This is a genomic window from Thioalkalivibrio sulfidiphilus HL-EbGr7 (genome assembly GCF_000021985.1).
In the GTDB taxonomy this organism is placed as follows: Bacteria; Pseudomonadota; Gammaproteobacteria; order Ectothiorhodospirales; family Ectothiorhodospiraceae; genus Thioalkalivibrio_A; species Thioalkalivibrio_A sulfidiphilus.
Window position 1 is genome coordinate 1,564,851 of sequence record NC_011901.1, and the last position, 17,425, is coordinate 1,582,275.

Here is a 17,425-nt window from a genome sequence, read left to right on the forward strand (position 1 = left end):
ATCGCGGGAGGCACTTTCGTGTACAATTGCGCGCTTTTCCGACCCGGACAGACCATCCATGGAACTCAATCCGCTTTACACCCAGATCGACGATCTGCAAGGCCGCGTGGACGCCTTGAGGGGGTATCTTTGACTACGATGCCAAGCGTGAACGCCTGGAGGAAGTGAGTCGGGAACTGGAAGACCCCAACGTCTGGAACAACCCCGAGAAGGCCCAGGAACTGGGCCGCGAGCGCTCCCGCCTGGAGGAGGTGGTGCTGCTCATCTCCCGCATGGACAAGGCCCTGGGCGATACCCGGGACCTGCTGGACATGGCCGCGGAGGAAGACGATGCCGAGACCGTGAGCGCGGTGGAGGCGGATCTCGCGAACTACGAGAACGACGTGGCGCAGCTGGAATTCCGGCGCATGTTCTCCGGCGAGATGGACGAGAACAACGCCTACATGGACATCCAGGCCGGCTCCGGCGGTACCGAGGCCCAGGACTGGGCCAACATGCTGTTGCGCATGTACCTGCGCTGGGGTGAGCGGCGCGGCTTCAAGACCGAACTGATGGAGGTCTCCGAGGGCGAGGTGGCCGGCATCAAGAGCGCGACCATCAAGTTCGAGGGCCCCTATGCCTACGGCTGGCTGCGCACCGAGACCGGCGTGCACCGCCTGGTGCGCAAGTCCCCCTTCGATTCCGGCAACCGGCGCCACACCTCGTTCGCCGCCGTGTTCGTCTCTCCCGAGGTGGACGACAGCATCGAGATCGAGATCAACCCGGCAGACCTGCGGGTGGACACCTACCGGGCCAGCGGCGCGGGCGGTCAGCACGTGAACCGGACCGAGTCCGCCATCCGCATCACCCACATGCCCAGCGGCGTGGTGGTGGCCTGCCAGGCGGACCGTTCCCAGCACAAGAACCGGGACACGGCCATGAAGCAGCTCAAGGCCAAGCTCTACGAGCTGGAGCTGCAGAAGCAGAACGCCGCCAAGCAGGCCCTGGAGGACACCAAGTCCGACATCGGCTGGGGGAGCCAGATCCGCTCCTACGTGCTGGACCAGTCGCGCATCAAGGACCTGCGTACCGGCGTGGAAGTGGGTAATACACAGGCGGTGCTGGATGGCGACCTGGATCAGTTCATCGAGGCCTCGCTGAAGAGCGGACTTTGATGAAGTGGGAAGGGTGAATCGGGAAGTGGGAATGAAGGGCGAAAGGCGAAAGGCGGAACACCAATGACTGATCAAGAACAGGGCCAGGAAGAACACAAGCTGATCGCGCAGCGCCGGGAGAAGCTCACGAAACTGCGCGAGCGCGGCGTGGCGTTTCCCAACGACTTCCGCCGCAATGTCATGTCCGGCGAGCTGCACGCGGAGTACGACGCCAAGCCCGCCGAGTTCTTCGAGCAGAACGCCATCCGGGTGTCGGTGGCCGGGCGCATGATGGCCAAGCGCATCATGGGCAAGGCGAGCTTCACCCAGATCCTGGACATGTCCGGCCGCATCCAGCTGTTCATCCAGAGGGACAGCCTGCCGGACGGCGCCTATTCCGACTTCAAGACTTGGGACGTGGGCGACATCCTGGGCGCCGAGGGCACCCTGTTCAAGACCAAGACCGGCGAACTCACCGTCAACGTGGACAGCCTGCGCCTGCTCACCAAGTCCCTGCGCCCGCTGCCGGAGAAATTCCACGGTCTCTCCGATACCGAGACCCGTTACCGGCAGCGTTACGTGGATCTGATCATGAACGAGCCGGTGCGTGAGACCTTCCGCACCCGCACCCGGGTGATCCAGTTCATCCGCCAGTTCCTGGATCAGCGTGGCTTCCTGGAGGTGGAGACCCCCATGATGCAGGCCATTCCCGGCGGCGCCACCGCGCGTCCTTTCGCCACCCATCATCACGCCCTGGACATGCAGCTGTTCCTGCGCATCGCGCCGGAACTGTATCTGAAGCGCCTGGTGGTGGGCGGCTTCGAGCGGGTCTACGAGATCAACCGCAATTTCAGGAACGAGGGCCTCTCCACCCGGCACAACCCCGAGTTCACCATGGTGGAGTTCTACGAGGCCTACGCCAACTACCACGACCTGATGGATCTGACCGAGGACCTGTTGCGGGATCTGACCCTGGAAGTCCTTGGCAGCACCCAGGTCCACTACCAGGGCGAGACTTATGACTTCGAGCGACCCTTCACGCGCATGACCGTGAAGGAATCGATCCTGCAGCACAACCCGGACGTGAGCGAGGCGGAGCTGGCGGACCTGGAACGGGCCCGGGCCGTGGCCCAGAGGCTGGGAATCCCGCTCAAGGACAGCTATGGCCTCGGCAAGGTGTGGATCGAGATCTTCGAGAAGACCGTGGAGGGCAATCTGAAGGATCCCACCTTCATCACCGCCTATCCCACCGAGGTCTCGCCGCTGGCCCGGCGCAACGATGAAGACCCCTTCGTCACCGACCGTTTCGAGTTCTTCGTGGGCGGGCGCGAGATCGCCAACGGCTTCTCGGAGCTAAACGACTACGAGGACCAGGCGGAGCGTTTCCGCAAGCAGGTGCAGGAGAAGGAGGCGGGCGACGACGAGGCCATGCACTTCGACGCCGACTACCTGCGCGCCCTGGAACACGGCATGCCCCCCACCGCCGGCGAGGGCATCGGCATCGACCGCCTGGTCATGCTGCTCACCGACAGCCCGTCCATCCGCGACGTGCTGCTGTTCCCGCACATGCGACCGGAATCCTGAAGGGCGTTGGGGATCCGCGAATGAACGCGAATCAACGCTAATCAGATGATCTGGAGAAAAAGCGGACCGCGAAGGACGCGAAGGTCTGCGCAGAGGTCGCTAAGGCTTTTGTTGAAAAAGCATTTACCTTGCGCCCTTTGAGCATACCTTCGCGTCCTTTGCGGTCCCGCTCTTGAACTTGCATTTGCGTTAATTCGCGTTCATTCGCGGACCGCCTTTCAGACCAGCCGCAGGTACCCCGCGATCACCAGCACCGTCATCACCGCGCCGACGATGTAGAGGATGTTGGACAGGCGCTTGTTGTTGGGGCGGCTGAAGAATGCCGCCCAGAAGGCCAGCAGGATCAGGACGACCAGGAAGAACAGGAAGCGCATCAGGAGGCCGCCGCCATTTCGAAGGAGTAGGGCAGGGTTTCCAGACTCACCGCCGGATGCTTCTCACCAGCCAGGTGCAGACCGCCGGCCTCGGCGGCGGCGATCTGCAGGACCGCGAGGGCCATGACCTTGCCGTCCGGGTGCAGCTGGGCGTCCACGATCCGGCCCGCGGCCTGATCCTCTTCGGTCTCGCCGCCACCGGCGCCCAGGATCTCGGTGCCCGGGGCCGGGGGTTGGTCGGTGTCGATGGTGACCCGATACATGCGCCGCTTGAGCTTGCCCAGGTAGTGCATGCGTGCCACCACCTCCTGACCCGGGTAGCAGCCCTTCTTGAAGCTCACCCCGCCGATCAGCTGCATGTTGGCCATCTGGGGCACGAAGGCCTCGCTGGTGGCCGGCGTGACGTTGGGAATGCCCGCCAGGATATCCAGCAGGGCCCAGGGTCCGGCACCCACCGGGGCGCAGCGCACGTTGAGCTTGTTCCAGAGCTGCTTCATGGCCTCCAACTCCCCGTAGAGTTCGAAACGTGGGTGGGGGCCGGGCACCCGGATGGCGGTGATGTCGTTGTGATGGAGCACGTCGTTGACGGCCGAGGGCACGTCGCCCAGGGCGGTTTGGAGTTCCTCCACGGCCCGGGGTCCGGACAGGCCGATGCGTACCAGGGCGTCGTCGGCATCCTCCAGGGTCACCTTGGATCGGAGCACGAACATGCGCAGGCGCTTCAGGACAGACTCCACCATGGCCCGCGGCATGCGCAGGTAGTAGCTCTCGCCCCGACGGAAGACCCGGAAGTTCGCCAGCATGCGGCCCTTGGGGGTGCAGTAGCTGTTCAGATGGCTATGGGCGGAGGCCAGACCCAGCACGTCGTTGCTGAATTGCCCCTGGAGGAAACTGCCCGCCTCTTCGCCGTAGGCGACGATCAGGCCCTGGTGGGACAGGTCGCAGATGACATCCCCGCTCACCACCACCCGGCGTTCACGTTCGGCGTTGCCGAAGTCCGCCACCGAGCCGTTGTCGAATTCGGCGCCCGCATCCACGAGGAAGTCTTTCCACTCGGGTTTCATGGTTTCTCCAGGGTGATTGAACTAAGCTCGGCCATATTAGACCAAACCCAAAAATGCTGTCAGCAGGCTGACAGCATGCAAAAATACAGCTAATCTAGATGACTGGTGCGTTGCACCATCGTGCCCTGACACGCCGATTGGTTGACCACCAGACAAGAATAAAATTCATCGTCCAGAGGAGTCTCCGCATGCGCCGTGAAGGTCGGCCTGTGTTCCTGAATCTGCTCAAGATTCGGCTCCCTGTCCCGGGCGTGGCCTCCATCGCCCACCGCATCAGCGGCGTGCTGCTGTTCCTGGCCATCCCCCTGTTCCTGTTCATCTTCCAGCGATCCCTGCAGGGCGAGGCGGGCTATGCCGAGGCCCTGGCCCTCCTCAGACACCCGCTGGTGATGCTCATCAGCCTGGTGCTGCTGTGGAGCCTGCTGCACCACTGGCTGGCCGGGATCCGCTACCTGCTGATCGACGTGGACGTGGGCGTGGAACGCACCGCGGCACGCAAGAGTGCCTGGACGGTGCTGATACTGGCACCGGTGCTCACGGTCATCATCCTGGGAGTGCTCTGGCTATGAGGGGTGGCATGAGTGGCATGGGGGCATGGTTGTGGCAGCGCCTGACGGCCCTGTACCTGGGCGTCTACATCCTGGTGCTGCTGCTGGCACTGGTACTCAGCGGCGGACCTTCCGCCGGGGCATGGCAGGGCTGGATGACCCATCCCGGGGCGCTGCTGGCCTCGGCCCTGTTCCTGGGCGCCTGGCTCATGCACGCCTGGATCGGCCTGCGTGACGTGGTGGTCGATTACGTGCATCCCTTCGGCGCCCGGGTCACGGTCCTGGTGGCGGTGGCACTGTTCCTCCTGAGCTGCGGGATCTGGGGCACCTTCATACTCATTCAGGCGGCATCCTCATGGGCGTAACGGTTCGCAAGTTCGACGCACTCATCATCGGCGCCGGCGGCGCCGGCCTGCGCGCGGCCCTGCAGCTGGCCAACGCCGAGGCCAGCGTGGCGGTGGTCTCCAAGGTCTTTCCCACCCGCTCCCACACCGTGGCGGCCCAGGGGGGCGTGAATGCCGCCCTGGCCAACGTGCTGCCGGACAGCTGGCACTGGCACATGTACGACACGGTCAAGGGCAGCGACTGGCTGGGCGACCAGGACGCCATCGAGTACATGTGCCGGGCGGCACCCAAGGTGGTCTACGAGCTGGAGCACTTCGGCGTGCCGTTCTCGCGCCTGGACAACGGCAACATCTACCAGCGGGCCTTCGGCGGCCAGAGCCAGCACTTCGGAAAGGAGCAGGCGGCACGCACCTGCGCGGCTGCGGACCGCACCGGCCACGCCATCCTGCACAGCCTCTACCAGCAGAATATCCGCGCCAAGACCCATTTTTTCGACGAATACTTTGCCGTGGACCTGCTCAAGGACGAGGAGGGCTATGTGCTCGGCGCGCTGGCCTTCGAGATCCTCACCGGCGAGCCCATCGTCATCGAGGCCAAGACCACGCTGCTGGCCACCGGCGGCGTGGGCCAGCTGTTCCGCACCTGCACCAACGCCCTGATCAACACCGGCGATGGCATGAGCATGGCCCTGCGCGCGGGCATCCCGCTGCAGGACATGGAGTTCTTCCAGTTCCACCCCACGGGCATCGCCGGGCGCGGCATGCTGATCACCGAGGGCGCCCGGGGTGAGGGCGGCTATCTGCTCAACGCCGATGGCGAGCGCTTCATGGAGCGCTACGCGCCCAACGCCAAGGACCTGGCCAGCCGCGACGTGGTGAGCCGCGCGATCTACACGGAGGTGAAGGAGGGCAGGGGTTGCGGACCGGAGAAGGACTATGTGCTGCTGCAGCTGACCCACCTGGGCCGGGACAAGATCATGCAGCGACTGCCGGGCATCCGGGAAACCTGCATCACCTTCCTGGGACTCGATCCCATCGATCACCCCATCCCCATCTACCCGACCGCCCACTACACCATGGGTGGCATCCCCACCAACCGTTTCGGGCAGGTGGTGGTGCCGGTCAAGGACACGCCGGAGGATCCGGTGCCGGGGCTGTATGCGGCGGGTGAGGCGGCCTGTGTCTCGGTCCACGGCGCAAACCGCCTGGGCGGGAATTCCCTGCTGGACATCCTGGTGTTCGGCCGCGCCGCGGCCAATCACATCATCGACGTGCTCGAGCACAACCGTTATCACCGTCCCCTGCATCAACCCGCCGTGGATGCGGCCCTGGAGCGCTTCCACCGCTGGGACCGCAAGGGCGACGGCGAGCACGTGGACCAGCTGCGACAGGAACTGCGCAAGGTCATGGAGGCCCACTGCGGTGTGTTCCGGACCGAAGAGGTCATGGCCGAGGGCGTGGCCAAGGTCAAGGCCATCGCCGAGCGGGTCAAGGACGCGGTGCTGCGGGATCACAGCAAGGTCTTCAACACCGCCCGTGTGGAGGCCATGGAGCTGGAAAACCTGGTGGACTGCGCGCTGGCCACGGTGCAATCGGCCCTCGGGCGCAAGGAAAGCCGCGGCGCCCACTCGCGCATCGACTATCCCGATCGCGACGACACCCACTGGCTCAAGCACACCCTGTACTTCAAGCACAGCGACAGCCTGGATTACAAACCGGTGCGCACCAAGCCCATGACCGTCGAGAGCTTCCCGCCCAAGGTTCGGGTGTACTGATTCATCATGGGTGACCGGGTTCCTGTTCGAACAGGGACCCGGTCTGTCTCAAGCGATTCTGTAAAATATTCCGTCGTTTCATCCCGTTGAATTGCCTGTGCATTTTTGATCTGACTCAATGGCATTGTTGAGTCATTGATCTATGCTTTGAGTAGTCATGCAAGGATTGAACATCTGTGTCTCTGTCGTGTCACAGGCAGGGCAGGTGATGTGCACGGAAAGACTCGATGCCCATGTCATCGCACACCCGCAACGAACACCCATCCCGCAAGGAGACAACAATGAAGAAGAAACTCATACAAGTGACTGCAGGTCTGGGCTGCATGCTTGCAGCCGGTCTGCTGGTCCAGGCCCATGCCCATTCGGGTCGTGAAGACATCCAGGGCACGGCCGGCTATGTGGTCGATGCCCGAGGCCACGTGGTGCGCAACGCCGCCGGTGATTGCTGGCGCACCATCCACTGGACCAAGGAACTGGCCGTCAAGGGCTGCGACCCGCACCTGTTCCCCGAGCGCGCTGAAGCACCGCCTCCGCCCCCGCCCGCCGCACCGGCCCCGGCTCCGGCTCCGCCGCCCCCGCCGCCCCGCCAGGTGGAAGAGACCCGTACCCTGGGTGCGGCCGCCCTGTTCGCCATCAACAGTGCGGCCATCAGTCCCCAGGGCAGGGCGGAGCTGGATCAGCTGGTGAGCGATCTTGCCCGCCTGGATAACGTCCAGAACATCCATGTGGTGGGCCACACCGACAACACCGGCGCTGCCGACTACAACATGGACTTGTCCAAGCGTCGTGCCGAGAGTGTGAAGGCCTACCTGGTGGAGAAGGGCATCCGTGCCGACCTGATCACCACCGAGGGCCGGGGCATCACCCAGCCGGTGGCCAGCAACGCCACCACGGAAGGTCGTGCCCAGAACCGTCGCGTGGAGATCACCATCCGCGGCACCGAGACCGTCACCGTGCCACGCTGAGGGATCTGCCAGGCACTTTGCCAGGCCTGAAGGCCGCTGCCGGAGAAATCATCCTCCGGCAGCGGCCTTCTTCAGTTCCGGCTGCTGTATTCATCGGCCCCCTGCGGCATCTGCAACAGGATTACGGTCCCACGCGCTGTGCCCAGGGCTGGCATCCGCGGCACGAGGCTCAGTAAGATGCCAGCCACTGCGTTGTTACGCCGCGCCTGATCACAACTGGCCGCCTGCGGGTGGAACGGCGCGACCTCAATGCCCGGAATGCCGGGCCCTTTCCCCGGAGCGCGTCTTGCCCCTCGGACAACTGCTGATCATCCAGTACTGTACCCTCCTGGTCTTTTCCGCCCTGTACACCCCTCAGCCCCTGCTGCCTGTACTGGCGGAGCATTTCGGCGTGGGCGAGGCACGGGCCTCGCTGCTGATCACCGTGACCCTGCTGCCCCTGGCCGTGGCTCCCATCGCCTACGGTTTCCTGCTACAGAAGATGGCGGCCCGTCGGCTGCTGCTGGTCTCCATCTGGCTGCTGGCCGCCTCCCAGGTGGTCGTTTATTTCGTGGATCGCTTCGATGTGCTGCTGGGCCTGCGCCTGCTGCAGGGTATGGTGATCCCGGCCATGCTCACCGGCCTCATGACCTACCTGGGTGCCAGTGCAGGACCCGGTCGCATCGCCCAGGTGATGGCTGCCTACGTGGCATCCACGGTGATGGGTGGTTTTCTGGGGCGCGCCCTGTCGGGCGTGATCGCGGCCAACTTCGGCTGGCGCTGGTCCTTCCTGCTGCTGGGCCTGGCCACAGTGCTCGCGGCCCTGCTGCTCAGCCGCCTGAAGTCCGATCCGCCGGTGAGCTTTCAGCGATTGCGCCTGTCCGCCGTGATCGAGATCCTGCGTCAGCCCAGTTTCCTCAGGATCTATGGGGTTGTGTTCTGCGCCTTCGGGGCCTTCGCGTCCCTGCTCAATTTCCTGCCCTTCCGCCTGGTGGAACTGGGCACGGGCATGAGCGAGAGTGGTATCGGCCTGATGTACTCCGGCTACCTCATGGGGGTGGTGGTCTCGCTCGTCTCCCTGCGCCTGGCCTCGCGGATCGGGGGCACGGTCAATGCCATGCTGGTGGGCACCCTGATCCTGGTCACGGCCCTGCTGTTCTTCGCTGCGAGCCCGGTGTGGGTGATGTTCCTGGGCATGTTCGTGCTGTGTTCAGGCATGTTCATGATCCATTCCCTGGCCCCCGGCGTGCTGAACCAGCAATCCGGAGAGCATCGGGGGGTGGTGAACGGCCTGTACATCGCCTTCTACTACGCCGGTGGTGCCACCGGCTCCTTCCTGCCGGGTTTCCTGTACCACGGTTTCGGCTGGTATGTGTATCTGGGCTCACTGGCCCTGGTTGTGGGACTGGCGGGCAGCCTGCTTTGGGGACTCAGGCGGTAACAATCCCGATTTCCTGTGTATACTTATCTAGATGACATATCTGTGACGCCGAACCATCGGCCAGCAGTCATGTCATTCATTGTGGTCAGGGAGCTGCAACAGCAAGGGACGCAAGCCGTTCACGCCGCCAGCCGGACCAAGATGCCTCGCAGGGTGCCCGGGTCCGGATCGGTGATTATTCAAACTGATCCATAAAATAAGATAGCGGAGGGGTATCATGATTTTCTCCAAGACCCGTTTCCTCAGTACCCTGGTGGCCATCGGTGCCACCTTTGCCCTGTCGCTGGCGGCCATCCAGCCCGCCGAGGCCCAGCGTCAGACCATCCGTTTCGCCACATCCAACGTCGGTTCCTACGGCTATGCCGTGGGTAACGTGATCTCCGAGATCCTGCAGCAGAACCTGGGCCGCGGTTATGCCGTGGTGGTGCAGCCCTATCCCTCCACCTCCGGCGCCATGCGCTCGGTGATGGATGGCGACGGCGAGTTCGGCTACACCGCTGACGTGGGCATGCGCGGCCTGTATGACGGCGAGCGTCCCTACGACAACTACACCCCCCGCCGCGGCATGCTGGTGCACACCCTGTACGTGTATCCCATGGAGACCTTCATGCTGGTGGCCGACCGCCGCAAGGGTGAGTTCAACTCCTACAAGGACTTCGACGGTGCCCCGGGCTACTACACCCCTGCCGGCTTCATGAACTGGCTCAACATGCGTCGCGTGTTCGCCGCTCTGGGCTATGAGTTCAACCACGTGGAGATCGACAACACCACCGTGGCGGATGCCTTCGAGGCCAACACCATCGCCGGTTCCGCGGGGTATACCACCGCCGGTGTCTCCCTGCCCACCTACTGGCGTGAGGCCGAGCTGCGCGCCAACCTGGCCGCGGTGAACCCCTCCGAGGAGGAGATGGAGAAGCTGCGTGCCGCGGGCCTGAACCCGGTGCCTGTGGATCCCTCCAAGGCCTTCAGCCAGGAACTGGGTGTGGACACGATCTACGCAGTGCCCATCTACTTCGCCTACAACGTGCGCGCGGATATGGATGCTGACCTGATCAAGAACATCCTGGACATCCTGTACAAGAACAAGGACAAGCTGGTGGAAGGTGATGCAGGCTTCGGTCCTCTGGCTGCCGACTTCGTGGGCACCCAGGCCGCCGGCGTGGCTGCCAACCCGGATATCCCGGTGCATCCCGGCCTGGCCGCGTTCCTGAAGGAACACGGCGCCTGGAATGACAGCTGGACCATCGCGGGCCAGTAAGTCCTCAGCAAACCAAACCACAGGGCGGGTAACGCAAGCAACGTTCCCGCCCTGTTTTGTTGTGACACTGGAAAGCGGGGGCCGACTGTGTCCTTACTCAAGAAGACGCTCACCTCGGAAGTGGCGTATGTCCTCATGGGCGCGGCTTTTCTTGTCGCCCTGTATCAATACCTGTTCAGCGGTGAGACGGCCTACCTCTGGCTGGTAGCGCCGGCGCTTGCGCTGCAGATCGTGCATCTGCAACTGCACGGACGCTTCTATCCGGGACTTTCTGCCGCCGCGCGACAGACACTCACGCTGGTCTACCTGGGCGTCTGTCTTTACGCCCTCTATCACCTGTGGCCGGGCATCCATGACATCGGTACCTGGCGCCAGATCGCCCACACCGATGTGACATTGTATGTCGGCCTGGCGCTGCTATTACTGGCTGCGGAGATGCTGCGCCAGGGCGGCGTGCTCACACTGCGCAACCTCACCTTCATCCTGGGCGCCGTGCTGTTCGTCTCGCTGATGCATTATTTCCTCACCGGTGCCGGCGGACAGCGTTACCTGGCCGTGCGCCTGGTGCCCCTGGCGATGATCATCCAGATTCTGTACCTGTATCAGAATCAGTACCTCTACTCCCGTCTGCCCGCGCTGATCAATCACACGGCGGTGATCGTTTATATCGGTATCTGCCTGTATACGACCTACTACCTGACGGCCAATTTCGAAGACATCGCCATCTGGCGCCAGGCGGCCTACACCACCCATGACTTCGTGGTCGGTGTGCTGATCTTCCTGGTGGTGATGGAGCTCTCGCGCCTCATCCACCCGGTGCTGTTTTGGGTGAACGTGGTGCTGGTGTTCTATGCCCTCTGGGGCCATCTCAGCCCCATCGATTTCTTCTGGCATCCCAGCGTCAACCTGGACCGGATCATCACCTCCAGCACGGTGGAATTCTCCACCGGCGTCTACGGGCGCTATTCGCAGCTGTCCCTGACCCTGATCGCCGCGTTCCTGCTGCTGGCGGCGGTGGCCAGTGGTTTCGGCGCACAGCGCGCCCTGGTGGACGTGATGCGAAGGCTCGCCGGTCGCTCGCGCCATACCATTCCCCAGACCGCGGTGCTGGCCTCGGTGTCCGTGGGCATGGTGAGCGGCTCCGGCTCCGCCAACACGGCGGTGACCGGCAGTTTCACCATCCCGCTGATGAAGCGTTATGGCGTGCCCGGCACCTTCGCCGGGGCGGTGGAGACGGCCGCCTCCATGGGCGGTCTCATCATGCCGCCGCTGATGGCGGTGGCCGGCTTCCTCATGGCCGAGTTCCTGGGCGTGCCCTACTGGGACGTGGTGGTGCGCGGTTTCGCCGTGGCATTCGTCTACTTCGTGTCCCTGATCCTCGCCGTCTACCTGCTCAGTGTGAGGCTTCTGCCCAGCACGCCGATCCAGGTACCGACGGTGCCGCTCTATGACTGGATGCGCACCACCATCTTCTTCTCGGGGATCATCTTCCTGATCCTGCTGATGAGCACCTTCGGCTATGGCGCCCTGCGCGCCGCGCTGTACACGGCCGGCGCGATCCTGGCGATGCTGCTGCTCACCTGGCTGTACTTCAAGTACGTGCTCAAGGATCCCAAGCTCCAGGGAGAAACGCTGCTGGGCAACCTGCGCACGGTGATCGAGACCCACGCGGAGATGACCGCCTACCTGACCCTGCTCATGGCCACCCTCGGCATCATGATCGGGCTGTTCACGGTCACCGGCTTCATCACCCGCATGGGTTCCCTGCTGCTGCAGCTGGGTGATTTCCACATCGTCGCCATGATCCTGATGGCCTGGATCTTCGGCTGGTTGGTGGGCACCGGTCTGCCGCCCACGGCCACCTACATCATCGTCGCGGTCATCATCGTGCCGCCCCTGCGCCAGATGGGCGTCGATCCCTGGGTGGCGCATTTCTTCGCCTTCCTGCTGGCCATCTGGGGCGAGCTCTCGCCACCCACGTCACTGACCGCGGCGGTGGCGGCCAAGATCGCCGAGGCCTCGTTCATGAAGACCATGTGGGAGGCGCTCAAGATCTGTCTGCCCATCACCATCATGTCCTTCGCAATTTTCGTGCGCTCTGACATGGTGGTGAACCCGGGCTGGGCCCAGATCACGGATACCCTGCTGGTGGCGGCGGGCACGGCGGGCGTGACCTTCGCGACTTTCGGGCGCTTCTTCGTCACTCGACTCAACAACTGGGGCATGCGCATTTTCATGCTGGCCCTGTCCCTGGTGGTGGTGTTCTACCCGCATGACGGCGTGGCCACCGTGGCTGCTGTCATCGTGGTGCCGCTGATCATCCTCGGTGTGATCCGGCACCGCACGCTGGCGGCGCCGCCGGAGGTTCCTTCCGCCAGCGCCGCCACGGGGAAATAGCCCATGCATATCGTGATCCCTGACGATTACCAGGACTGCGTGCGTGAGCTTGCCTGCTTCCAGAGGCTCAAGGGTCACCAGGTCACCGTGTACAACGACACGGTGCGCGATCTGGACACCCTGGTGGAACGCTTCAGTGACGCCGAGGCCCTGGTGCTGATCCGGGAGCGCACGCCCATCACCGAGGCCCTGCTGGAGCGTCTGCCGAAGCTTCGGCTCATCAGCCAGACCGGCAAGGGCATCGCGCACGTGGACCTGGATGCCTGTACCCGTCGCGGCGTGGCCGTGGCCACCGGCATCGGTGCCCCGTACGCGGCGGCCGAACTGACCTGGGGCCTGGTGCTCGCCGCCATGCGCCACATCCCCGACCAGGTGGCCGCCATGCGGGCGGGACGCTGGCAGACCCGGCTCGGCACGGGCCTGCGCGGTCGCACCCTGGGCGTCTTCGGCTACGGCAAGATCGGTGCACTGGTGGCCGGTTATGGCCGCGCCTTCGGCATGAATGTGCTGGCGTGGGGCCGGGAAGGCAGCCTGGAGCGGGCTGCGGCCGCGGGCATCGACACCGCCGAGAGCCAGGAGGACCTGTTCGCCCGCGCCGATGTGCTGTGCCTGCACCTGGGGCTGAATCCGGGCACCCGGGGCATCGTCAGGGCAGAGCACCTGGCCCTCATGAAGCCCACGGCCCTGCTGGTGAATACCGCGCGCGCCGAGCTGATCGAGGCCGATGCCCTGGTGAACGCGCTCAGGGCGGGACGACCCGGCATGGCCGCCGTGGATGTCTACGAGGACGAACCGGTGCGCGATCACCCGCTGCTGCATCTGGACAACGCCCTGTGCACCCCCCACCTGGGCTACGTGGAGCGGGACGGCTATGAACTCTACTTCGGGGCGGCCTTCGACAACGTGCTGGCCTTCGCCGAGGGTTCACCGCGCAATCTGTCCAATCCAGAAGTGATGCAGGCCTGAGACCTGCATCCCTGTCGAGTCGCACATGATGAAACCGTTGAACGAGAAGGGCCTCGCCACGCGCCGTGAAGTGCTGGGTGACGCCTACGTGGACCGGGCACTGGAGAATGCCGATGCCTTTTCCTGGCCCCTGCAGGAACTTGTCACCGGGTTCTGCTGGGATGCGATCTGGAACCGCCCGGGCCTGCCACGCAAGACCCGCAGTCTGATCAACCTGTCCATGCTCATGGCCCTGAACAAGCCCCACGAGCTCAAGGCCCACGTCATCGGCGCCCTGCGCAACGGCTGCACCCAGGAGGAGATCCGCGAGGTGCTGCTCCAGGGCGCCGTCTACTGCGGGGTGCCGGCGGGCGTGGATGCCTTCCGTGTGGCCCGGGAGGCCCTGGCGGAGGCGCGTGCCTCGGGGCTGATTCCCGACGCAGGGGAGGGTGACGCTTGATCCGCGTGTGTTCCCTGGATCACCTGGTGCTGACGGTGGCGGATATCGAGACGACCTGTGATTTCTACCGGCGGGTGCTGGGCATGGAAGTGGTGAGCTTCGGCGCAGGTCGCAGGGCATTGAGTTTCGGCACTCAGAAGATCAACCTTCACCAGGCGGGGCAGGAGTTCGAGCCCAAGGCGCATCGTCCCACGCCGGGCTCCGCCGATCTGTGCCTGCTCATCGACACCCCGCTGGAAACGGCCATCCGCCACCTGGAACGCTGTGGCGTGAACGTCCTGGAGGGCCCGGTGCAGCGCACCGGCGCCACGGGTCCGATCCTGTCGGTGTATTTCCGTGACCCGGACAGCAACCTGATCGAGATCTCGAACCCACTGGAGCGCGATACCGCCAGGGAGTAAGATAAAAAACCGTTGCGGGCCTGCGCCCGGCGGCGACAGTCAAGCGATGCGTGTCATCAGGACACAAGGAAGACGTCATGGAAGTCCCATCCCAGCCCCTCATGAAACCGGAGCAGGTCCCTGCGCCGGGATCTTCCCGACCGGCAGATGCGCTCAGACCGCGTCTGCGTGCGGTGCCTGCCTCCACGCAGCCGGTGGTGCTGGTTGCCCAGCACAACCGCATCAGTCAGCGCCTGCTGGTGAGTCTGCTTTCCCGCCGTGGTTATGATCCCTGCCTGAGCATGGGGCCTCATCAGGCCTTCGAGATGATCCAGCGTCATCCCGGACGCTTCGTCATGGCCATCCTCGACTTGCGTGATCCCCTGGCGGGCGAGCTCGATGAGTTGCGCGCCTGCAAGATCCGGATGGGTGAGGCCTGCCCGCCACTGATCGTGCTGGGTAATAATCCGAGCTCCGACGCGCGTGCCGCCTGCCGTGACGCCGGCGCCGACTTCTACCTCACGGACGGCCTGCGCGATGGCCTGCTGAGTCGTGCCGTGGATTTCATTGCCCATTCGCGCCTGCCCATGGGATTCCGCCTGCCGCAGAGCAGCGAGCCAGCCCCATCCTTGCTGGATGACGCCACCGTGGAGCGCCTGCTGTCCATGGGCGAGGGCGGCGGTTTCCTGGAGGAGGTCTTCAGGGATCTGCGCGATGACGTGCGAGAACACCTCTGGGTCATGGACCGTGCCCTGAAACGCCAGGACTACGCCCTCTGGCGCAGCGGTCTGCACGCGCTGAAGGGGGCGGCGCTCAGTGCCGGTGCCGCACTGCTCACCGAACTGTGCATCGAGGGTGAAGCCCTGTGCCAGCAGGCCCTGCAGGCAGGTCTGTGCCTGGGACATCTGGCGCGCATCCGCAGGGCCTGGGAAGAGACCCAGACGGCGCTGCAGCAGATCATCGAGGATGCCCGCGCTCAGCGGGTCTCTGGCGCCGGCTGATCGAACTCCAGCGGATCCTGCTCCTGTTCGCGTCCGGCACCCGGCGGACGCAGGCGAATCACCTCGTAACCCAGGGCGCGGAAATCGTTGATGCGTGCCGGGGCGGATTCCGCCACCTGCACGAAGTCCGGAAAGTCTTCCAGTTCCACATTGCGCCAGCCCGCATAGGTGGCACACACCGCAACCTCCACGTGCTGTTCCCGCACCAGGGATTCCATCCGGGCGTGCAGTTCCCCGCGGGCGTCCCGTTGGCCGCGGGTGAGGCTGAACTGCTCATTGCCGTGGGTTACCACGGCGATACCCATTTGCGGATAGCGAGCGCGGAGGCGCGAGATGTGATCAAGGATCTCGGGCAACAGGGTCTGCAGGGCCTCGTGATCATTTTCCACCACTTCCAGCACCACGCCGGGTGGTGCCTGCTCCTGCGCCAGCAGGTCCTCGACGGTCATGCCGGCCTGCGCGGGCAGGCCGAGACACAAGGCCAGGGTCAGCAGCCAGCGCATCATTCAGCCCTCAGGCGCAGGCGTACGCCGTCGCTGATGTCTCGGTCCGGGTGCACCACCACCCGTTCGCCCGCCTCAAGACCGGCGCCGGCCTCGCTGTGGATAGCGCCACGGCGCCCGATACCGACCGTGCGCAGCCTGGCCCGGCCATCCTCCAGGACGAACACGGCCCAGTCTCCCTGATGGCGGAACAGCGCGCTGGTGGGCACGCGCAGGACGTCGTCAGACTCCCAGAGCACGAAGCGGGCATTGACCCGGTAGCCGTCGCCCAGCCTCGCCCAGTCCTCGTGCGCCGAGGTGATGTCGGCGATGACCCAGACCCGTTGTTCCTCCACCCCCAGGGCGGAAATCTTGGTAAACCCGGTGGGTTCGACGCGACGCACCCGGCCCTCAAGCGCCCGGGTCTCGCCCCAGCGCTCGAAGATCACCCGCATGCCCGGCTCGATGCGCACCGCATCGGCGGAGAGCACATCCACGGCCACCTCCAGACGACCGGGGTCACCGATCTCCAGGATCGGCTCGCCGGGTTGCACCACCCGGGCGCTCTCGAAATGGCGGCGCAGCACGAGTCCGTTCACCGGGGATCTCAGTTCCAGGACGGCGAAGGCATCGGGGTCCTGGCCGTTGCTGTGGGCGAGGACAGCCTGGGCGGCGTCCCGCTGGGCGATGGCGGTCTGCACGCGAAAGCGTGCGGAGCGGGTCAGGGCCTCGGCCTGATCAAGTTCGGTGGCGGCCCGGTCCAGGGCGCTGCGGGAGATGAGCTGCTGTTCGGCCAGGCCCTTGAGGCGTTCAAATTCCTCCCGGGCGAACAGGGCCTGGGCCGCCAGGGCGCGCACTTCCGCCCGGGCGGTTTCCAGGGCGGCCTCCGCCGCGGCCAGGCGCGCACGGGCCTCCTGCAGGGTGCGTGCATCGAGTGCAGGCGAGGCCGGGGCGTCCAGGGTGACCAGTACATCGTCCAGTCGCACCGCGTCACCCACCTGCAGGTGGATACGCCGGGCCTGGGCAGTCAGGGGCGCCGAGACCTCGTAGCGGTCGATCACCCGGGTGCGGCCTTCCTCCTCGACGGTGATGGCCAGATGCCCCGGGGTCACGGTCTCCACGTCCACCAGCACCGGCGTGGGCCTGAAGCCCAGCGCGATGAGCCCGGCAACGATCAGCGCCACAACAACGATGAGAATCTTTTTGATCATCCAACGATCCAGGTCCAGTTCAAAACCCAACGATACAAGAAAAGCCCCTTGCGCATCCCTGTCAGCAATTCACACTGACTTGCC

Annotated in this window: 17 protein-coding genes; 13 read left to right on the forward strand and 4 right to left on the reverse strand. The window is 64.7% G+C overall.

Annotation, left to right across the window (positions count from 1 at the left end; genetic code table 11):
• Window positions 1–58 precede the first annotated feature (58 nt).
• A protein-coding gene (prfB, locus tag TGR7_RS07335; protein ID WP_012638028.1) for a peptide chain release factor 2 occupies window positions 59–1,154 on the forward strand; the annotation gives its coding sequence in 2 pieces (ribosomal slippage) (window positions 59–130 and window positions 132–1,154; 1,095 coding nt in all).
• Between the two features lie 63 nt (window positions 1,155–1,217).
• Entirely contained in the window at window positions 1,218–2,717 is a 1,500-nt protein-coding gene (gene lysS / locus TGR7_RS07340) for a lysine--tRNA ligase (protein ID WP_012638029.1), read from the forward strand.
• Between the two features lie 218 nt (window positions 2,718–2,935).
• Here the strand turns inward: lysS and TGR7_RS17605 are convergent, their stop codons facing one another.
• Both TGR7_RS17605 and ygfZ read right to left on the reverse strand, forming a co-directional pair.
• Window positions 2,936–3,091 (reverse strand): hypothetical protein, encoded by a 156-nt coding sequence (locus TGR7_RS17605; protein ID WP_012638030.1) that lies wholly within the window; start codon window positions 3,089–3,091, stop codon window positions 2,936–2,938.
• A complete protein-coding gene (gene ygfZ / locus TGR7_RS07345; protein WP_012638031.1) occupies window positions 3,091–4,155 on the reverse strand; it encodes a CAF17-like 4Fe-4S cluster assembly/insertion protein YgfZ in 1,065 nt (354 codons plus the stop codon). The genes TGR7_RS17605 and ygfZ overlap by 1 nt, the downstream gene beginning before the upstream one ends.
• A 188-nt stretch (window positions 4,156–4,343) precedes the next feature.
• Here ygfZ and sdhC point away from each other — a divergent pair, with 188 nt between their 5' ends.
• The 11 genes from sdhC to TGR7_RS07400 all read left to right on the forward strand — a co-directional run bounded on the left by sdhC (window position 4,344) and on the right by TGR7_RS07400 (window position 15,648).
• Window positions 4,344–4,724: a succinate dehydrogenase, cytochrome b556 subunit gene (gene sdhC, locus TGR7_RS07350; protein WP_012638032.1), complete on the forward strand. Its 381-nt coding sequence runs from the start codon at window positions 4,344–4,346 to the stop codon at window positions 4,722–4,724.
• A gap of 8 nt (window positions 4,725–4,732) precedes the next feature.
• Window positions 4,733–5,068 (forward strand): succinate dehydrogenase, hydrophobic membrane anchor protein, encoded by a 336-nt coding sequence (gene sdhD, locus TGR7_RS07355; RefSeq protein ID WP_148211476.1) that lies wholly within the window; start codon window positions 4,733–4,735, stop codon window positions 5,066–5,068.
• On the forward strand, window positions 5,059–6,822 hold the full coding sequence (sdhA, locus tag TGR7_RS07360) for a succinate dehydrogenase flavoprotein subunit (RefSeq protein ID WP_012638034.1): 1,764 nt from the start codon (window positions 5,059–5,061) through the stop codon (window positions 6,820–6,822). Before sdhD ends, sdhA begins: the two co-directional genes overlap by 10 nt.
• Before the next feature lie 281 nt (window positions 6,823–7,103).
• Window positions 7,104–7,787, forward strand: a complete 684-nt coding sequence (locus TGR7_RS07365; protein ID WP_012638035.1) for an OmpA family protein — start codon at window positions 7,104–7,106, stop codon at window positions 7,785–7,787.
• Window positions 7,788–8,073: 286 nt separating this feature from the next.
• Window positions 8,074–9,207 (forward strand): MFS transporter, encoded by a 1,134-nt coding sequence (locus TGR7_RS07370; RefSeq protein ID WP_012638036.1) that lies wholly within the window; start codon window positions 8,074–8,076, stop codon window positions 9,205–9,207.
• A 217-nt stretch (window positions 9,208–9,424) separates the two neighbouring features.
• On the forward strand, window positions 9,425–10,465 hold the full coding sequence (locus TGR7_RS07375; protein WP_012638037.1) for a TAXI family TRAP transporter solute-binding subunit: 1,041 nt from the start codon (window positions 9,425–9,427) through the stop codon (window positions 10,463–10,465).
• An 87-nt stretch (window positions 10,466–10,552) separates the two neighbouring features.
• Window positions 10,553–12,862 (forward strand): TRAP transporter permease, encoded by a 2,310-nt coding sequence (locus TGR7_RS07380; RefSeq protein ID WP_012638038.1) that lies wholly within the window; start codon window positions 10,553–10,555, stop codon window positions 12,860–12,862.
• Window positions 12,863–12,865: 3 nt separating this feature from the next.
• Window positions 12,866–13,828 (forward strand): D-2-hydroxyacid dehydrogenase family protein, encoded by a 963-nt coding sequence (locus TGR7_RS07385; protein WP_012638039.1) that lies wholly within the window; start codon window positions 12,866–12,868, stop codon window positions 13,826–13,828.
• A 25-nt stretch (window positions 13,829–13,853) separates the two neighbouring features.
• Entirely contained in the window at window positions 13,854–14,267 is a 414-nt protein-coding gene (locus TGR7_RS07390; RefSeq protein WP_012638040.1) for a carboxymuconolactone decarboxylase family protein, read from the forward strand.
• A 5-nt stretch (window positions 14,268–14,272) separates the two neighbouring features.
• On the forward strand, window positions 14,273–14,668 hold the full coding sequence (locus TGR7_RS07395; protein WP_245523048.1) for a VOC family protein: 396 nt from the start codon (window positions 14,273–14,275) through the stop codon (window positions 14,666–14,668).
• A gap of 77 nt (window positions 14,669–14,745) precedes the next feature.
• Entirely contained in the window at window positions 14,746–15,648 is a 903-nt protein-coding gene (locus TGR7_RS07400) for an Hpt domain-containing protein (protein ID WP_012638042.1), read from the forward strand.
• Here the strand turns inward: TGR7_RS07400 and TGR7_RS07405 are convergent.
• Both TGR7_RS07405 and TGR7_RS07410 read right to left on the reverse strand, forming a co-directional pair.
• On the reverse strand, window positions 15,624–16,154 hold the full coding sequence (locus TGR7_RS07405; RefSeq protein WP_012638043.1) for a DsrE family protein: 531 nt from the start codon (window positions 16,152–16,154) through the stop codon (window positions 15,624–15,626). The two genes, TGR7_RS07400 and TGR7_RS07405, sit on opposite strands and share 25 nt — an antisense overlap.
• Window positions 16,151–17,341, reverse strand: a complete 1,191-nt coding sequence (locus TGR7_RS07410) for an efflux RND transporter periplasmic adaptor subunit (protein ID WP_012638044.1) — start codon at window positions 17,339–17,341, stop codon at window positions 16,151–16,153. The genes TGR7_RS07405 and TGR7_RS07410 overlap by 4 nt, the downstream gene beginning before the upstream one ends.
• Between the last annotated feature and the right edge of the window lie 84 nt (window positions 17,342–17,425).